The following is a 15,994-nucleotide window of genomic DNA, read 5'->3' as shown; positions in this document are numbered from 1 at the left end:
GGGCCATCTTCGGGACCACGGGTAAATTGAAGCTGGTTATACCCATGCTGAGCCCCACGTTTCCCTGGGCAGAGGCGGCCTCAAAGAGTGAATTTAGGGGGTCATAACCGTAGACCACAAGGACCGACCATGTGAAAAATAGAAGGACAAAGTAGAGGCTTATATAGGAACCCGCCTCCCTTATCTCGGTGTCACTCACAGACTTCCCTGATATCTTCCTCGGTATAACTGATCCCTCAGGGGCGAGTATTCGCATGATCTCCCAGTAAACCCCCTTGAGGACGGTTATCACCCTTATTATCTTGACGGCCCCCGTGGTTGAACCGGCAGCCATTCCTATGAGCATACAGGTTATGAGCACAACCTTGAAGTATGCCGGCCATGCCGCCATCTGGGGGGTTGAACTTATGCTTGAACCGGTACAGCTCAGTGCCGATATAACATGGTAGATGGACTCCAGGGGGGCAACACCCCCGACGTAGACTGCAAGGATGGTGAAGATGCTTATAAAGACCACGGTGGCCTGTAACTGTATATCATGAAGCACACTGAAAAACCTGCCCTTTATGAGCTGATAGTGGACAAGGAAACTCGTACCTCCCAGTATCATGAGGAGCATGGTTACAAGGTAAACGGCGGTGCTGTGATAGTATCCTATGTTCATGTTCTTGATTGACATCCCACCGGTGGACAGATTTGTCAGGGTATTGTTGATGGCGTCAAAGAGGGGCATCCCTGTGAGGCCGTAGAGGACGATCCCGAGAACGGTGTAGGTTATGTAGATCCACCAGATGGTCTTAACTGTATTTGCTATGCTGGGCTTTATTCTTTCATCCCTGGCCTCGGACTTGTAGAGACGCGATGCAGCGGTACCGGGCCTTATGAGTATTCCTATAACAACTATGACCACACCAAGGCCCCCTATCCACTGCTCAAGGCTTCTTAAAAACAGTATGGATTTAGGGAGGGATTCTACACTGGAGAATATGGTGAGCCCGCTTCCTGTCCATGCAGACATGTTCTCAAAGAATGCGTTTGTAAAGTCAATGTTGAGGGCCGATATCATTATGAGGCTCCCGATGAGCCCTGCCCATAGCCATGCCAGGCATGCAACCATCATCCCGTGCTTGAGGCGCACTGAACATTCCTCGGGCATGTACCTCTTCAGAACGGTTCCTGCGCCCAGAGAAATGAATGCAGGTATAATGAAACTCTGCAGGTTGCCCTCACCGTAGATGATGGCAACGAAGACTGGCAGTGCAACAACAAAACCCACTCCCTGCATTATCGTGCCAAGATACTTGCCCACTGTAAAAAGGTCCCGCTTTCCGATGTATCTCATAAGTACCAATATATGAATGGGGACATTGCAATATAAATTTTTAGAGCGGCAGTTTATGGGTGGATCGTATTTGAGTAGTGTCAGGACATTGCAATATAAATTTTTAGAGCGGCCGCTGGAATAATGCAGTATTGGTATCTGACGGATACTGTCTGAGCTGTCTCTATGCTGCTGTTTATGGGGGAATATCTAATCAGGGTTTAAAAGCAGCTGGTGTTATTATGGAAGAAAAATAGCTTAAGAGCGGACCTGCATCCTACCGCTGAACCTGAACCAAAAAAATAAATTTCGATGAGTAGAAGAGTCTACTCCAGGTACATAACTTAAATCTATTCTACAACTTCAGCGAAAGCAAACTTGCGCCTGGTTGCACTTATCCTTATCTTGACCTCGTCGCCTACACCTGCACCAGGTACAAAAACAACAAAACCTTCGACACGGGCTATTCCATCACCATCTCTGCCAAGGTCTTCAATTTTAACTTCGTACTCCTCACCCACATTCACCGGTGTGGAGTATGTTTCCTTTCTATAGTAGTTATCTCCAAACAATTCATCACATCCTTAAGTAGGGACACACAAGAATCATGCAATTAATTCAAACCAAATTCAAACCAGAATCAGTAAGAATAATCAAATGACCATCATGCATCCCATACATAAACTTAAGCATCATAGTATATAAATGTATGTGGAGCCATTAACTACTATCACCGGGTGGTTTATTTGATCGGACTGATAGCAGATTCACATGATAATCTTGAGGCAATAGGGAGGGCGGTTGATTACCTCAACCGGGAATCTGTTGACCTTGTTATACATGCAGGGGACCTCATATCCCCCTTCACAGCCCCAGAATTCGGGAAGCTTGAAATGAAGTTCGAGGCGATATTCGGAAACAACGACGGGGAAAGGGATGGTCTGAGAAAGGCCTACAGTCACCTGACAGAGCTTTCCGACTTCAAATCTCTTCGATTTGACGGCCTCAGGATAGCCGTTATCCATGGCCACGAGCCGGAAATCCTTGAATGTGTGGTTGAGTCCGGGAGGTATGACCTTGTTGTGACAGGGCACACACATAAGAGGAAATTTTCAGATTCAGGTACTGTGACCGTAAATCCCGGCGAACTGTGCGGTTATCTCTCAGGTGAGAGGACACTGGCCCTCCTTGACACGGACACCATGAAATGTGAGTTTGTAAGTCTATGAGCGGCAGAAAACGGTTCAGAGCCATGCTGCTTTAAGGAGCAATTTCAGGAATCAGGTGTATGTTGGTTTAAATGAAACATAAAGGATCAATTTTAATAGTAATAGGAGTTGTGGCCCTTGCAGCGATGATACTGATAATAGGGCCCGGCGAGATTGAGGAGGCCCTCAGAAAGGCGGACCCAGTGTATGTGCTCATGGCTGTGGTCCTGGAGTTCATCATACTCGCCCTTTTCACCCTTCGCTGGTCAATAACAACAAGGGCGGTCTCAATAGATGTTGGCAAGAGGCACCTCTTCCCGATGCTCCTTGTGGGCATGGCCATAAACAACCTCACACCGAGTGCAAGGGGAGGAGGGGAACCTGTGAGGGCCTACATGCTTGGAAAGTATTCCAGGGCATCCATGGAGTCAGCCTTTGCAACCGTGATAGCTGACAGGGGCCTTGACACATTCCCCTTCATATTCCTGGCAGTACTCACCATAATAGGCATCGTGTTATATTTTGATCTCTCCCGGTGGATACTGGCTGCCCTGATAGCCTCTGTGGTCATCATTGTGGCGGCGTTCTTCCTTGCCCTGTATGTGTCCGTTGACAGGGATGCTGGTGAGAGGATAACAGGATGGATACTTGGGATTGTAAAGAGGTTCTACAGGAAGAACCATGAAAGGCTTGAGAGGAGAGTAAGGAGTGCTCTCCATGAATTCCAGAGTACTATGAGGATGATGCTGGCAGAAAAGAATGTCCTGGTTTATGGCATACCCATATCATTCCTCCTCTGGATCCTTGAGATCATAAGGGTTTACCTGATCTTCGCAGCCTTCGGAACAGACATATCACTGCTGGTAATCGCCGAGGTTTTCATACTCGCCACCCTTATAGGGATGATACCACTGCTCCCGGGAGGTCTTGGCGCTGTTGACGGCATAATGATTGTTTTCTACTCATATGCGGGTGTCTCACCATCTGTAAGTGCAGCTGCAACGGTGGTCGAGAGGCTCATATCCTTCTGGATGATCTCGGCCATGGGTGTGGCGGTCATACCCTACTTTGGATCATCTGTTTCAGAGAAGCTTATGGATAAACTGTGAACTGATATGGTTAAATTGAAATTATGGAAAATGATTTATTGTGCGATGATGAAAATTATACCCAGATGACCTTAAGGTTAGGGGGATAAAAATGCTTGAAAAGGTTTTTTTGACCGAAAAGGTTCATGATGAAAAATTGTATGAAAAACTGGTGGATGAGATACGCTCATCACCAGATTACCTCAATCTTATACTGGAATCTTCCGATCCATGGATCCTCCAGGATATAAATGGCTTCATACTTGACCTGAGCCAGTCCTTCGCGGATATGATCGGATATGAACCCGATAAATTGAGGGGCAGGTATCTTCCAAGCCTCCGGGCAGTACCACTGATACAGAAATCAAGGCTGAGGATTCTGCTTGACAGAATGGCAGAAGAGCCGCGTGAGTGCAGCGGTCTCTTTGAGTTCCTTGATTCAGATGGAAGGATGGTGCCACTTGAACTCAATCTCAGACCCCTTGAGATTTCCGGCCAGTTATTCGTGCTTTTAACTGCAAGGGACGCATCAGAAAGGCTCAGGGAGGTTGGAGAACTTGAGCAGAGAATAGATGAACTCAAAAACACGATAAACGGTCTTTACAGGCAGATCGACAGGAACCTCCAGCTGATCACCAGCATAGTTAACCTTCAGTTTCCATACATAAAGGACGAGGACGACTATGAACTTCTGAGGGACACCCAGAACCGTCTGAAGTCCATAAGGAAGGCCTATGAGAAACTGATATATGAGGGATCCTCTGACACCATAAACTTCGGGGCCTACGCCAGGAGCATTGTGTCAGGTATCCTGAGCACATACTCCCCTGAGCCGGGGAGAGTAAGGCTTGAGATGTACTTTGAGGATGTGGATATGGGCCTGGACCTTGCAGTACCATTCGGGATGATACTATCAGAACTCCTATCCAACAGCTTCAGGCATGCATTCACCGAAGACCAGGACGGCAGAATAAGGGCAGTTTTCATGGATAAGGGTGATCATTACATGCTTGAGGTGAGAGACAATGGAAGGGGCTTCCCTGAGGGCGTAGACTTCGAGGGCGCAGATTCACTTGGACTGCAGCTTGTTAAAAACCTCATCAATCAGATAGAGGCAAAGGTCGACTATACGCTATCCCCGGGCACCTGCTTCAAGGTGAGGGTCCTGAAGCCCTGATCATCACCGGTTACTGGAACATTAGCTTGATGGGGTCAGGCACTCTATCTCCTTAAAAAGGACGTTGACCACTAGTTACAGGGACATTAGCTTGATGGGGTCTTCGTGTCTGAGATGGGTATATAAATAATTTCTCTGGGCACCTGTAATAACCATATGATCTATCACCCGGTGTATACCTCTCTTATCATCCATAGGGGCCCTCAGATTCATGGTTTTACAGTTATTTCTAAGCTGAATTGAAAGTAGAAAAATATATTAAACATTCTCCCAGTAAATCAACTAGGTGATAGTTATGGAGATAAATGGTGTTGAAATAGAAGACACATTTGCAGAGGCCTTTGGCATAAAGGTTTCAAGGGTTCTTGTAACCGCAGCAACAAAAAAACTTGCCAAAATAGCAGCAACCGAGGCAACAGGTTACGGTACCTCAGTTATAGGGTGCCCCGCAGAGGCTGGCATCGACTGCTATGTTCCACCTGAGGAGACACCTGACGGAAGACCAGGGTACATTATAATGATATGCAACCCATCCAAGAAGAGCCTTGACCATGAGCTACTTGAAAGGATAGGGATGGGCATCCTCACAGCACCAACCACAGCCGTCTTCGATGCACTGGATGATGAGGATGAGAAGCTCAACATAGGATTCAAACTCAAATTCTTCGGTGACGGCTACGAAAAGGAACTTGAAATTGATGGAAGAAAGATCCACTCAATCCCAATAATGTCAGGGGACTTCCTGATTGAAAGTGAGTTCGGAATAAAGGATGGAGTGGCCGGCGGAAACTTCTTCATAATGGGCGACAGCCAGTCATCAGCGCTCCTGGCTGCACAGGCAGCTGTTGATGCCATAGCCGCAGTTGAAGGTACTGTAACACCCTTCCCTGGTGGAGTGGTTGCTTCAGGATCAAAGGTCGGTTCAAACAAGTACAAATTCCTCAATGCATCAACCAATGAGAAGATGTGTGTGACCCTCAAGGACGAGGTTGAGGACACCCAGATACCTGAAAACGTCAACGGGGTCTACGAGATAGTCATAGACGGTGTTGATGAAGAGGCTGTAAGGGAGGCCATGAAGGAGGGTATAAAGGCTGCCTGCACGGTTCCAGGTATAATAAAGATAAGTGCAGGAAACTACGGCGGCAACCTCGGGGCCTACAAGATAAAACTCCATGACCTGTTCTGATTGTTTTAATCAGATCCATATTTTTTGGACATCTGCCCTGGTACTCCAGGGATTAACCTTTTTATTCTATGCAGAATTTTTCCATCATCTCACTTTCAACTATTTCCCATATCTCGTCCTCGGTGAGGTTAACACCGAGCAGTATGCCCCTTTTCCTGAGATCCTCTTCAATTTTCCTTATAATCCTGACGTCGGCTGCAGCCACTGTGTGGGAGTGTATGTTCCGGGATATGCTGTAGAGGGCCTTCAGAGACCTTCGGGCGTCCGGGGTTTCCAGTTCCTCCATACACCTTTTCAGATCATCCATGTTCCTTATGTTGAGGTTCCTTGTAACGACCTGTTTAACCCCCGGGAGGTAGTGCTTTGAGTCAAGGATACGGCCACCCCTCTGGATTATTATTTCCTTGTCATCCATGTTTCCGAGGTCATGCTTCAGCAGCATCTCAACAACGCGGCCTGACTCCTGTATTATTGATTTGATTTCACTGAGCTTGAGGTTGACTCCTATCAGGAAACCCTCCTTTTTGAGTTCCCTTTCCACCAGCTCAAGGCTCTTTGAGTCAGGCCCTGAAATTCTGTGGGAGTGTATCCCACCACCTGAAAGGGTGTAGAGCCTGTCAAGGGATTCAAGTTTACGGGGTTCACTCCTGAGGGTCTTTATGAAACTGCCGATTTCTTCCATGGAGCTAACCCCCACATTCCTTCTGAGGGGTTCTGAGAATCCCGGGAGATAGTACTCTATATCCTCAATGGTGCAGCCATGATTTATTATGATCTCAGCCTCTCTCCTGATGTCATCGACCCCGTGGTTTTCAACGATGCTCATCTCAGGCTTTATTATTATTTCAACGAGACGACCGTGTTTCCTTGCAACATCCTTTATCTCCTCATCATTGAGGTTCACACCCAGCAGTATCCCCTCTGATTTGAGTTCATCGATAACAGCGTCTATGCTCTCCCTGTCAGGCCCGGATATCCAGTGGGAATGTATGCCGCTGACGGATTCATAGATCCTTTTAAGGGAGCTCTTCCTGGCCGGGTCCCTCTCAAGGATCTTCAGGAACCTTTCAAGTTCCCCGCCCTCAGATACACCAATCTTCCTCACCAGGGGCTCCTTGAATTCAGGGAGGTGGTATTCTATGTCCTCCAGTGTGCAGCCATGTTTCAGTATTATTCTGGCCTCCCTTCCAATGTCGTCAACATCATGCTTAACGGTTATCTTCACCATTGTTGGTTCCATGGCTGCGAAGTAGATGTCCTCTCCTCCACTGATTTCGGGTGAGATGACCCGGTTGGCCCCTGCACGGTACAGCCTTTTGATGTTCTCCCTCTTGCTGGCTCTTGTCACGATCCATATGTCGGGGTTAAGCTCTCTGCAGGTGAGTGTTATGAAGAGGTTGTCGACGTCGTCGCCTGTTGTTATTATAACCCCCCTGGCCCTTTTTATCCCGGCCGCCCTGAGGGTCTCCTCATCTGCGGCGCTCTCGGGTATCGCAAGGACATTGGGATCATCCCATAGTTCCTTTTCAACTATCTCACGGTCCTTCTCAATTATTATGCTCTTCTGGTTCCTTTTCTGGAGCTCCTTAAAAACAGCAGATCCAACACGGCCAAAACCACAGAGAATGAAGTGGTTGTTCATTGACTGCATCAACCTGCGTATCCGGGCGCCTGATATGGTATCCTGCAGGGTCATTGTAACCACCGAAACGGTTAAGCTGAAAACGTATGCAATCAGCCCCACACCACCTAGGGCCAGTGTCACGGAGAATATCTTCTGGGGTATGGTAAGAGGGATTATATCCCCGTAACCAACGGTTGCAATGGTTATAATGGTGAAGTAGACTGCGTTGTAGAAGTCAAGGCCCATTATGTAGATTGAACCCAGTATGCCATATACTATGAGGGCTGTCAGGGCTGCGAGGGCGTAGTATATGATTGAGATGGGAACGTACTGGATACTCTCCATTGGATTCCTTTGAGGTGGCATGGGAAACCTCGCTCTGGTATTGATATATTAATAATCTGCAGACAACAATATAAATTAGGAGTATTCCATCCGCACGGGTCACGAAAATCTGCGCCGGTGTACTGAATGACTGGAGTATTGATAAGCAAGCTTCAATAAATTTGAGGCTATCCTGAACACGGAGAGGGGGTTCTCTCTGCCGGGTAAGGAGGCTTCAATAAACTCAGGAAGCCTGACTGATCCTGTGCGGTGGAGGATATCCATCTTTGATCCCTGGTCAGGAGGATGTCAGATGAAACCGGTTGATATGGCTGCAGCAGACATTAACGCGGAATACCTGGGTGTTCCAAGACTATCCCTCATGGAGAACGCAGGGAGAGCTGTGGCAGAGGAGATAGGGAATGCGGTGGATGAGGGGAGGGTTGCTATATTCTGTGGTTCAGGAGGAAACGGAGGAGACGGATTCGTGGCGGCAAGGCACCTCCTTAACATGGGCTTTGACGTGGAGGTCCAGCTACTCAGTCACCCTGAAAGGATAGGCTCAGAGGAGGCCCTCGTAAACTGGAAGGTCCTTGGGGCAATGCAGCCCCATCCAGGCGGATTCAGGGTGGAGGTGGTCAGGGATTCATCTGAAATCAATCCACCGGATGCTGATGTTGTGGTTGACGCCATACTGGGTACGGGTGTACGGGGGTCTCTTAGAGAACCATCGAGGTCAGCCATTGAAATCATAAACAGGTCAGATGCCTTCAGGGTATCTGTGGATATACCGAGCGGTCTGAACCCTGAAACCGGCTCAGTCGATGACATCGCTGTGTCTGCAGACCTGACGGTGACCTTTCACCGGATGAAGGACGGTCTTAATGTTGCGGATCCTGCAGTCACAGGGGAGATCGTTGTGAGGGACATAGGCATACCCCCTGCGGCTGAGGTATTCATGGGCCCGGGTGATCTCCTGAGGATGCCCTCAAGGAGTCCTGGAAGTCATAAGGGCGAAAATGGAAGGGTTCTTATCATAGGGGGAAGCAGACAGTACTCTGGGGCACCGGCAATAGCAGCAAAGGCAGCACTGAGGGCGGGAGCCGATATCGTAATGGTGGCAGCTCCGGAGAGTGCCGCCAGGGCCATCAGGTCACTCTCACCTGACATCATAGTCCGGGAACTCGATGGGGGCTACATTGGAATGGAATCCCTTGATGAAATCCTTGAACTTGCAGAAAAGTCTGATTCAGTTCTCATGGGCTGTGGTGCAGGCAGGGAGACGTCAACGGCCAGGACGTTCCTGAGGGTCATTGAGGACCTCCATGAAATGGAAAAGCCACTCATACTCGATGCGGATGCACTCAGGCTCATGGATTACTCTGATGTCAGTGAATACAGGGAACTGACCGTGACACCCCACATGGCCGAGTTCCGCAGCTTCTTTAAGCTGAAATCCATGATATTTGATGACTTCAGGGAACGTGTATCTGCCTTCCAGTCAATCTCATCCAGGATAATGGGGACGGTCCTCCTCAAGGGGAGAATTGACATGATATTCCAGGGGGACAGGTCACGTCTCAACAAAACAGGGTGCCCTGGAATGACCGTTGGGGGTACTGGGGACGCCCTTGCAGGTTTAACAGCTGGTTTGCGTTCACTGGGCCTTTCATCCTTTGATTCCGCTTCACTGGCAGCGTTCATAAATGGGATGGCAGGTGAGCTGGCGATGGAGAAGTATGGCAATGGCTTCACAGCATCTGATATGCTTGATATGATCCCCCCTGTGATGGATATGGGGTTCTATGGTTTTTGATGCCTGCTATGGTCCCTGTGATGTCACTCCCTTCTCAAATTTAAAAATAATTAGCAGGGTTAGATCAGCCCAATTATATTGCCCAGGAGGAGAATCCCGACCCCGGTTATCCCCCCGAAACCCGCCACAAGAACCGTGAGGGGGTTGAGGGGAATGTTTATGAAGGGCAGTATGTTCACAGCAAGCAGAAGGATGAGGCCTGCCACCATGTTCCCTGCAACTGTGAGGACCCTCTTACCTAAACCCATAAGTATCCTCAGGGATGCCAGGCCCCCTGCAACAATGAAGGTGGCGATTACGATGAGTATGAGGAATGAGAGACCTTCCATCAGCTCTCCTTCCTGCAAACCCTGCTGTATATGGCAGCCTGGAGGGCATAGTTTTTGACCATCCCGGCCATCTCCCTCTGATCAAGGGTCTTATCCTCAAAGGATACTATTTCCTCACTGTATAGGCTGTAGGGTGACTTCCTTCCAGTGACACGCATGCTACCCCTGTGTAGTTTAACCCTGACTGTACCGGTGACACGCCTCTGCATGTGGTTTACTGCCATGTCAAGGTCCTCACGGAGGGGGTCATGCCACAGACCACTGTACACCAGTTCAGCATAGGTGCTGCTTATTATGTCGGCAAACCTGAGTTCACTCCTTGTGAGTGTAAGCTGCTCCAGGCCCCTGTGGGCCTCCAGGAGCAGGAAGGCCGCCGGTGTCTCATAGACCTCCCGGCTCTTCATACCTATTATACGGTCCTCCATTATGTCGACCCTACCAATGCCATGTTTTCCTGCCACCTCATTTGCAAGGCCTATGATTTCAAGGGGCTCCAGTTCCTCACCATTCAATGCAACCGGAACACCGTGGCGGAACTCAACTTCAAGGGTCTCAGGGTCCTCCGGGGTCTCATGGATGGGTCTTGTCCATTCAAAGGCATCCTCAGGTGGCTCAACCATTGGGTCCTCCAGGATGTCTCCCTCTATTGCACGGCCCCAGAGGTTCTCATCTATACTGTAGAGCTTGTCTGAGGGGAGTGGTATCCCACAGGATCTGGCGTATTCCATCTCCTCTGTCCTTGTGAGGTTAAGGTCCCTTATTGGGGCGATGACATCCAGGTCCGTTGTTGACCTTATAACAGCCTCGAAACGGAACTGGTCGTTACCCTTACCGGTGCATCCATGGGCTATTGCAGATGCACCCTCCTTCTCGGCCACTTCGACTATCTTTTTAGCTATCAGAGGCCTTGCAAGGGCAGTGCTGAGGGGGTAACCCTCGTAAACCGCATTGGCCTTTATGGCTGGAAATATGTAGTCCTCTGCGAACTCCCTCCGTGCATCTATTGTGTAGTGTCTGTAGTTTCCGAGTTTCTCGGCAACCATGGCGGGTCTTTCAATTTCATTCCGCGGCTGACCAACATCCACACAGGCAGTTATGACCTCCATGTTATACTTTTCCTCAAGGAGTTTGATACACACTGATGTGTCAAGGCCTCCACTGAAAGCAAGAACCACTTTATCCACAGCAATCACCTTCAACTTATAAATGGAATCATTCTGATACGCTCATGTTTTTATTACAACACTATAGATATTAATACGGGATAAGTTATAAGTGTATGTCCCATCTGCCGCTGGTTATACGGATTTTCCTGGAAGTGTGCCAGCAATTCAGGTGACCCTGATGTTTGTAAGTGAGGATTCAGTTGAGGTTTCACTGATACATGATGGTTCGGGAGGGGATATCACCAGGAACCCCTCATTAAAGCCTTATATACATGATAGGTATCCTCGGGTCATTGCAGAATACTCCCTCAAGGGGACTGTAATGCTTAGCCTGGGCTCTGGAAGGCCATCTGTCATGGTTGTGGCCGGTGTCCATGGAAACGAGATACCCCCACAGTTAGCGGCCATGCGCCTTCTGGAGCACCTCGCATCATCTGATATCTCTGGAAAGGTTCATGTTATACCCATCGCCGCCCCCTGGGCCACCATGAAGAACATTCGCTGGTGCAGGGGCCGTGACCTTAACCGTTCAGCCGGCACACCCGGCTCGGTTACAAATGCCATATTCAGGAGAGCACTTGAACTCGGGGTTGATGCCCTGGCTGACTTTCATTCAACTGCACCCGGGAGCAGACCCGGTGTTGAGGGAGTTTTCTGCTCAGAGGAACCTGAACCAGAGAGTGTTGAGATAGCCCGCCACATAACTTCAAGGACCTCATCCAGGGTCCTGTGTTATGAGAGGGCTTCCTCCAGTTACATGGGCGCCCTGGAGGACGAATGCAACCTTGCAGGCATACCATCTGTCACATGTGAGGTTGTATCTGAGAATGGAACTGTCAGGGAGGGCAGTTATGAGAGGTCCCTCCTCCAGATGAAGTTATTCCTGGAGTACATGGGAATCCTGGTGGAGGGGGTGCCTGGCTGTCTTTGAGGTTAATTGATGTGTGGGGTCCGGGGGATGTTGCATTCTGATGGATTGAGGTTCATTAACTGTATGGAGGTCCTGTGATTGTCATCTTACAGGAAACATGCTCTTATTTCAATTATAATGGCCATCCCAGTATTTCCGGCTGTTTTCCCGGTGGCACTGGCGCTTATAGGGGCCATGATACCTGATATGGACCATGAGGTTAAATCTGGGAGTGTTTCAACGATATTCCTCCTTGGACTTGTGATATTCCTGGTGTTCTACATCCTGGGGCTTCCGTACCTTGCTGGAATAGCCCTGATGGACCTGGCCCTGATATTTTACCTTTCAGGGCACAGGGGATTCACACATTCTCTTATCGGGGCGCTTATACTCTCAGCATGTCTGACGGTCTTTGTACTGGCATCGTTCTTCCTTCTGAGGTCACTGGGTCTTGATGGAAGGGCTTCTCTTGTGGTTATACTGACGGTCCTTGGATTCATAATTCTGAACAGGTTGCTGATTCTGCCCTTTGTGCTGGTGACACTCCTGGGGGTTTTCCTCACGGACTTCCCTGTCATGAACCTTTACACGATAATGGGACCACTGCTCCTGGGCTTCATAAGTCATGATATGCTTGACTCCTTCACACCCTCCGGGGTGCGCTTCATGAGGCCACTATCAGGGAGGACATTCCGCAGGGGCTTCGGGGTCCTGATGCTTGTTTTATGGGCGATTCTGGCGGTTTATTCTCTTTCAGGTGTTTAATCACGGGATCCCAGATTTTTATTACGATTTATATAGAAAACTTTATATTATCATAAATAATCATGTTAATTATTGATACCAAAGTGAAGGGAGCTATAAAATGTTTATCACGAGGATTCTGTACGGCATCGCCTACTTCCTGGTCCTGATATATGAAATACTCAAGGCAACGGTTGACGTGGCAGCAAGAACCCTGAATGGAAATGTAAAGCCTGTAATAGTTGAGATAGAGACGGAACTCACAAGGCCAGTGTCCCAGACAATACTCGCAAACAGCATAACACTCACACCGGGAACCCTTTCCATTGACCTGGATTCTGAAAACAGGATCCTGAAGGTTGCAGCCATCTACCCGCGGGAAAGGGAGGACATAATCCCCTTTGAGCCCTACATAAAGGGGATGCTTGAATAGGTGGTTCCCATGGATATACTGATGATCGCAGAGTACACGCTTCTCGCATCCCTTGCAGTATTCAGCATTGCAGCCGTGAGGATAGCAACACGCAGAAGTATAGGGATGGGTCTTGTGGGGATCTCAGGTCTGAGCATAGCCATTGCAACCATACTCATACTCATAAACAGGATGTACGGTGTCGGGTTCTGCCGTGACATAGCCTACGCCCTGGTCCTTCTTGGACCTGTTGGTACAATAGCATTTGCAAGGGTTCTGAGGGGTTGATAGAATGTATCTGGTAATCCTGAAATCAGCGGTTCTCTTCATATCATCCATACTTGTGATACTCGCAGCCCTGGGGATACTCAGGTTCAGGGATGACATCGAGCGTGTCCTGTATGCCAGGATCCATATCCTGGGGATAGCCGACGTGGCATGCATACTCGCCCTCCTTGCACTTGGCGAGCCACTTCTCGCAGCCACCTACTTCATACTGGTGCCCTTCGTGTCCCATGCAATAGCCAACGCCCACCACTATGGGGAGGGAGATTAGATGATTGAATACGTGATAATGATCATAGCCATACTCGGAGCTGTACTGGCCCTTGTCCAGAGGGACCTCCTCAAGGCAGCCATACTCACAGGGGTCCCGGGGGCAGCAATAGCCGCCCTCTACCAGTTACTCCTTGCACCGGACGTCGCCCTGACACAGGCAATAGTCGGGTCAGCGATAATACCGGTATTCTTTGCCCTTGCAGCCTACAAGACAATGAGAATGGAGGAAGAATGATGATATCCCTACAGCTGGCATCACTTCTGACGGCAGGAAGCCTCATGGTCATAGGCGCCGTTGCAGTGATCTTCATAGACAATCTCATAAAGAAGGTTATAGCCCTCTCCTTCATAGCCGACGGTGTTAACCTCTTCCTTGTGACCCTCGGATATAAACCGGGGGGCATAGTCTACATCTACCTGCCAGGAATGTCAGGGTCATGGTTTGCCCAGAACGCAGCCTACCCCCTCCCCTTTGCACTGGTGCTCACCAGCATAGTCATAGGGGCCAGCACCCTGGCTGTCATGCTCGGCATAATAATAATACTGTACCATAAACACGGCACCATCAGCGCATCGAAGGTGCTTGAAGAGTGATAAAATGAGGAATCTAACAGGTGAGGAACTATGAATCCACTCATACCGGTCATGGTGGTTTTACCGATTCTATGCGCACTTCTCCTGAACCTCCTGCATGGAAGGGACAGGACTGTACGGGCACTGGCAGTTGCAGTGGCGGTCCTTCTTCCCATAATACCCCTACTTGCAGGTTACGGTGTCCATTACTTTGGAGGATACGCGCCTCTATCTGAAAATTCAACAATTGCAGCGGGTCTGCCGGGTTCCATAAAATCGTCCTATCTGTACTCATTCCACCCGGCGATAACCTATGTGTTTGGAAGCGCCCAGAGGATATTTCTCCTGATACTCTCAGTGGTAACATTCCTGGCGGTTCTAACCTCACTCAATGAGGTCAGAAGGCCATCCGGGGTCTATGCATTCCTGATGTTCATGGGGACCGCCGCTGTCACAGCAATAGTCCTCACGGACGACATATTCAACCTTTATGTCTTCTTTGAGATAGCGGCCCTGGCACAGGTGGGTGTGGTCCTGTGTTCGGGGGTGGAGCGTAACTATGAAACCGCCCTCAAGTACATGATGATAGGGGGTGTTGCGGCCCCCATGCTGCTGCTGGGTGTGGCCATCCTCCTGGCTCTGACAGGTAACGTGAACATATCTGACATCGTATATTCCATGAGGAGCGGTCTCGTTAACCCGGGAAGCCCGCTGTTCCTCCTGGCATCAGCACTGCTCATCTTCGGATGGCTTTATGGGACAGGATTGCCACCGTTCCACACAATAAAATCTGCCATCTACAGCAAGGCCCTCCCCCACGGATCCGCACTCCTCCAGGCCTTCTCTGTCTTCACATTCACGGCCCTGGCCATTGTGATACTCAGAATGTTCTACCATGTCCCCCTCGTCAGGTGGGTCATGGTGTTCTTCTCCCTGGCGGGGATGGTCCTCGGTATAAGCATGGCACTCATGCAGACCGATCTGAGGAGGATGATAGGTTTCCTTGCAGTGGGGGAACTGGGATACATAGGGATAGGTCTTGGACTCGGAACAGCCGCCAGCATATCAGCCGGACTATTCCAGGCAGTAAACGAGGCCCTGATAACAGCATGCATATTCCTGGGCTTTGGAACCATATTCTACATGACGGGTAAAACAGACCCGGAGGGCATGGGGGGCCTACTGGCATATAAGCCAGGACTCGCGGGCCTTGTGATGCTGTCAGGGTTCATAATGGCAGGTGTGCCCCCATTCAACGTATTCCAGAGCAAACTCCGTCTGATCCAGGCAGCGATCCAGGCAGGGTTCCCTGAGCTCGGCATCCTCATGATACTCCTCAGCATAGTAACCTTCATGACATTCATGAGGGCATTCTATTCGGTTTACCTCAAACCGGAGCCCAGGGGGATGGAACTTGAATCCAGGTCCGTGCCCAGGTCAACGGTCTTCTCAATGGTGGTGCTCATCATAATCTGCACCGTCCTAGGAATCGCACCATGGCTTGCAACCTCACAGTTCACGGCACTCATACAGGGTCTTATAATATGAGAGGGGA

18 protein-coding genes (1 of these 18 running past the window's edge) are annotated in these 15,994 nt (G+C 49.4%); 13 read left to right on the top strand and 5 right to left on the bottom strand.

Features of this window, described 5'->3' with window-relative positions:
• Positions 1 to 1,342 carry the 5' portion of a TrkH family potassium uptake protein gene (locus tag MTCT_RS05855; protein ID WP_048175812.1) on the bottom strand. Its footprint begins 89 nt before the window's first position, so only the first 1,342 of its 1,431 coding nucleotides appear in the window; the start codon lies at positions 1,340 to 1,342; its stop codon lies off the left edge, out of view.
• Between the two features lie 329 nt (positions 1,343 to 1,671).
• Positions 1,672 to 1,893: a TRAM domain-containing protein gene (locus MTCT_RS05850; protein ID WP_010876887.1), complete on the bottom strand. Its 222-nt coding sequence runs from the start codon at positions 1,891 to 1,893 to the stop codon at positions 1,672 to 1,674.
• Between the two features lie 165 nt (positions 1,894 to 2,058).
• On the opposite strand from MTCT_RS05850, the gene MTCT_RS05845 reads away from it, so the two are divergent.
• The 4 genes from MTCT_RS05845 (at position 2,059) to fhcD (ending at position 5,983) form a co-directional block, all read left to right on the top strand.
• On the top strand, positions 2,059 to 2,550 hold the full coding sequence (locus MTCT_RS05845) for a metallophosphoesterase (RefSeq protein WP_084126250.1): 492 nt from the start codon (positions 2,059 to 2,061) through the stop codon (positions 2,548 to 2,550).
• 71 nt (positions 2,551 to 2,621) lie between these two features.
• Complete coding sequence (locus MTCT_RS05840) at positions 2,622 to 3,638, top strand: UPF0104 family protein (protein WP_048175810.1); 1,017 nt, start codon at positions 2,622 to 2,624, stop codon at positions 3,636 to 3,638.
• A 136-nt stretch (positions 3,639 to 3,774) separates the two neighbouring features.
• Positions 3,775 to 4,794, top strand: coding sequence for a sensor histidine kinase (locus MTCT_RS05835; protein ID WP_231855273.1), 1,020 nt, complete (start codon positions 3,775 to 3,777; stop codon positions 4,792 to 4,794).
• Positions 4,795 to 5,089: 295 nt separating this feature from the next.
• Positions 5,090 to 5,983: a formylmethanofuran--tetrahydromethanopterin N-formyltransferase gene (gene fhcD / locus MTCT_RS05830; RefSeq protein WP_048175808.1), complete on the top strand. Its 894-nt coding sequence runs from the start codon at positions 5,090 to 5,092 to the stop codon at positions 5,981 to 5,983.
• A gap of 61 nt (positions 5,984 to 6,044) precedes the next feature.
• Here the strand turns inward: fhcD and MTCT_RS05825 are convergent, their stop codons facing one another.
• Complete coding sequence (locus tag MTCT_RS05825) at positions 6,045 to 7,973, bottom strand: 3H domain-containing protein (RefSeq protein WP_170130267.1); 1,929 nt, start codon at positions 7,971 to 7,973, stop codon at positions 6,045 to 6,047.
• 271 nt (positions 7,974 to 8,244) lie between these two features.
• Between MTCT_RS05825 and MTCT_RS05820 the strand changes: the two genes are divergently transcribed.
• Complete coding sequence (locus MTCT_RS05820; RefSeq protein ID WP_048175806.1) at positions 8,245 to 9,747, top strand: bifunctional ADP-dependent NAD(P)H-hydrate dehydratase/NAD(P)H-hydrate epimerase; 1,503 nt, start codon at positions 8,245 to 8,247, stop codon at positions 9,745 to 9,747.
• 59 nt (positions 9,748 to 9,806) lie between these two features.
• On the opposite strand, the gene MTCT_RS05815 is transcribed toward MTCT_RS05820, so the two are convergent.
• Both MTCT_RS05815 and MTCT_RS05810 read right to left on the bottom strand, forming a co-directional pair.
• Complete coding sequence (locus MTCT_RS05815; protein WP_048175805.1) at positions 9,807 to 10,076, bottom strand: pro-sigmaK processing inhibitor BofA family protein; 270 nt, start codon at positions 10,074 to 10,076, stop codon at positions 9,807 to 9,809.
• The gene (locus tag MTCT_RS05810) at positions 10,076 to 11,260 is read right to left on the bottom strand and encodes an argininosuccinate synthase (RefSeq protein ID WP_048175804.1); all 1,185 of its coding nucleotides are present in this window, start codon (positions 11,258 to 11,260) and stop codon (positions 10,076 to 10,078) included. The genes MTCT_RS05815 and MTCT_RS05810 overlap by 1 nt, the downstream gene beginning before the upstream one ends.
• Before the next feature lie 160 nt (positions 11,261 to 11,420).
• Between MTCT_RS05810 and MTCT_RS05805 the strand changes: the two genes are divergently transcribed.
• The 8 genes from MTCT_RS05805 (at position 11,421) to ehbF (ending at position 15,987) form a co-directional block, all read left to right on the top strand.
• Positions 11,421 to 12,173, top strand: coding sequence for a succinylglutamate desuccinylase/aspartoacylase family protein (locus tag MTCT_RS05805; protein ID WP_052457373.1), 753 nt, complete (start codon positions 11,421 to 11,423; stop codon positions 12,171 to 12,173).
• A 78-nt stretch (positions 12,174 to 12,251) separates the two neighbouring features.
• The gene (locus MTCT_RS05800; RefSeq protein WP_048175803.1) at positions 12,252 to 12,917 is read left to right on the top strand and encodes a metal-dependent hydrolase; all 666 of its coding nucleotides are present in this window, start codon (positions 12,252 to 12,254) and stop codon (positions 12,915 to 12,917) included.
• Positions 12,918 to 13,017: 100 nt separating this feature from the next.
• Positions 13,018 to 13,329: a monovalent cation/H+ antiporter subunit E gene (locus MTCT_RS05795; RefSeq protein ID WP_048175802.1), complete on the top strand. Its 312-nt coding sequence runs from the start codon at positions 13,018 to 13,020 to the stop codon at positions 13,327 to 13,329.
• A gap of 9 nt (positions 13,330 to 13,338) precedes the next feature.
• Complete coding sequence (locus tag MTCT_RS05790) at positions 13,339 to 13,596, top strand: monovalent cation/H+ antiporter complex subunit F (RefSeq protein WP_048175801.1); 258 nt, start codon at positions 13,339 to 13,341, stop codon at positions 13,594 to 13,596.
• 4 nt (positions 13,597 to 13,600) lie between these two features.
• Positions 13,601 to 13,864, top strand: coding sequence for a monovalent cation/H+ antiporter subunit G (locus tag MTCT_RS09450; RefSeq protein ID WP_048175800.1), 264 nt, complete (start codon positions 13,601 to 13,603; stop codon positions 13,862 to 13,864).
• Positions 13,865 to 14,101 carry a DUF4040 domain-containing protein gene (locus MTCT_RS09445; protein ID WP_010876872.1) on the top strand — a complete coding sequence of 79 codons (237 nt, stop codon included), beginning with the start codon at positions 13,865 to 13,867 and terminating at the stop codon, positions 14,099 to 14,101.
• Positions 14,101 to 14,460 carry a cation:proton antiporter subunit C gene (locus MTCT_RS05775; protein ID WP_173402647.1) on the top strand — a complete coding sequence of 120 codons (360 nt, stop codon included), beginning with the start codon at positions 14,101 to 14,103 and terminating at the stop codon, positions 14,458 to 14,460. The genes MTCT_RS09445 and MTCT_RS05775 overlap by 1 nt, the downstream gene beginning before the upstream one ends.
• A 30-nt stretch (positions 14,461 to 14,490) precedes the next feature.
• Entirely contained in the window at positions 14,491 to 15,987 is a 1,497-nt protein-coding gene (ehbF, locus tag MTCT_RS05770) for an energy conserving hydrogenase EhbF (RefSeq protein ID WP_048175798.1), read from the top strand.
• The last annotated feature ends 7 nt before the right edge of the window (positions 15,988 to 15,994 follow it).

The sequence above is a fragment of the Methanothermobacter sp. CaT2 genome, from assembly GCF_000828575.1.
Classification (GTDB): Archaea; Methanobacteriota; Methanobacteria; order Methanobacteriales; family Methanothermobacteraceae; genus Methanothermobacter.
The sequence above is the reverse complement of the archived record's forward strand: the minus strand, read 5'-3'. Positions and strand labels throughout refer to the sequence as shown.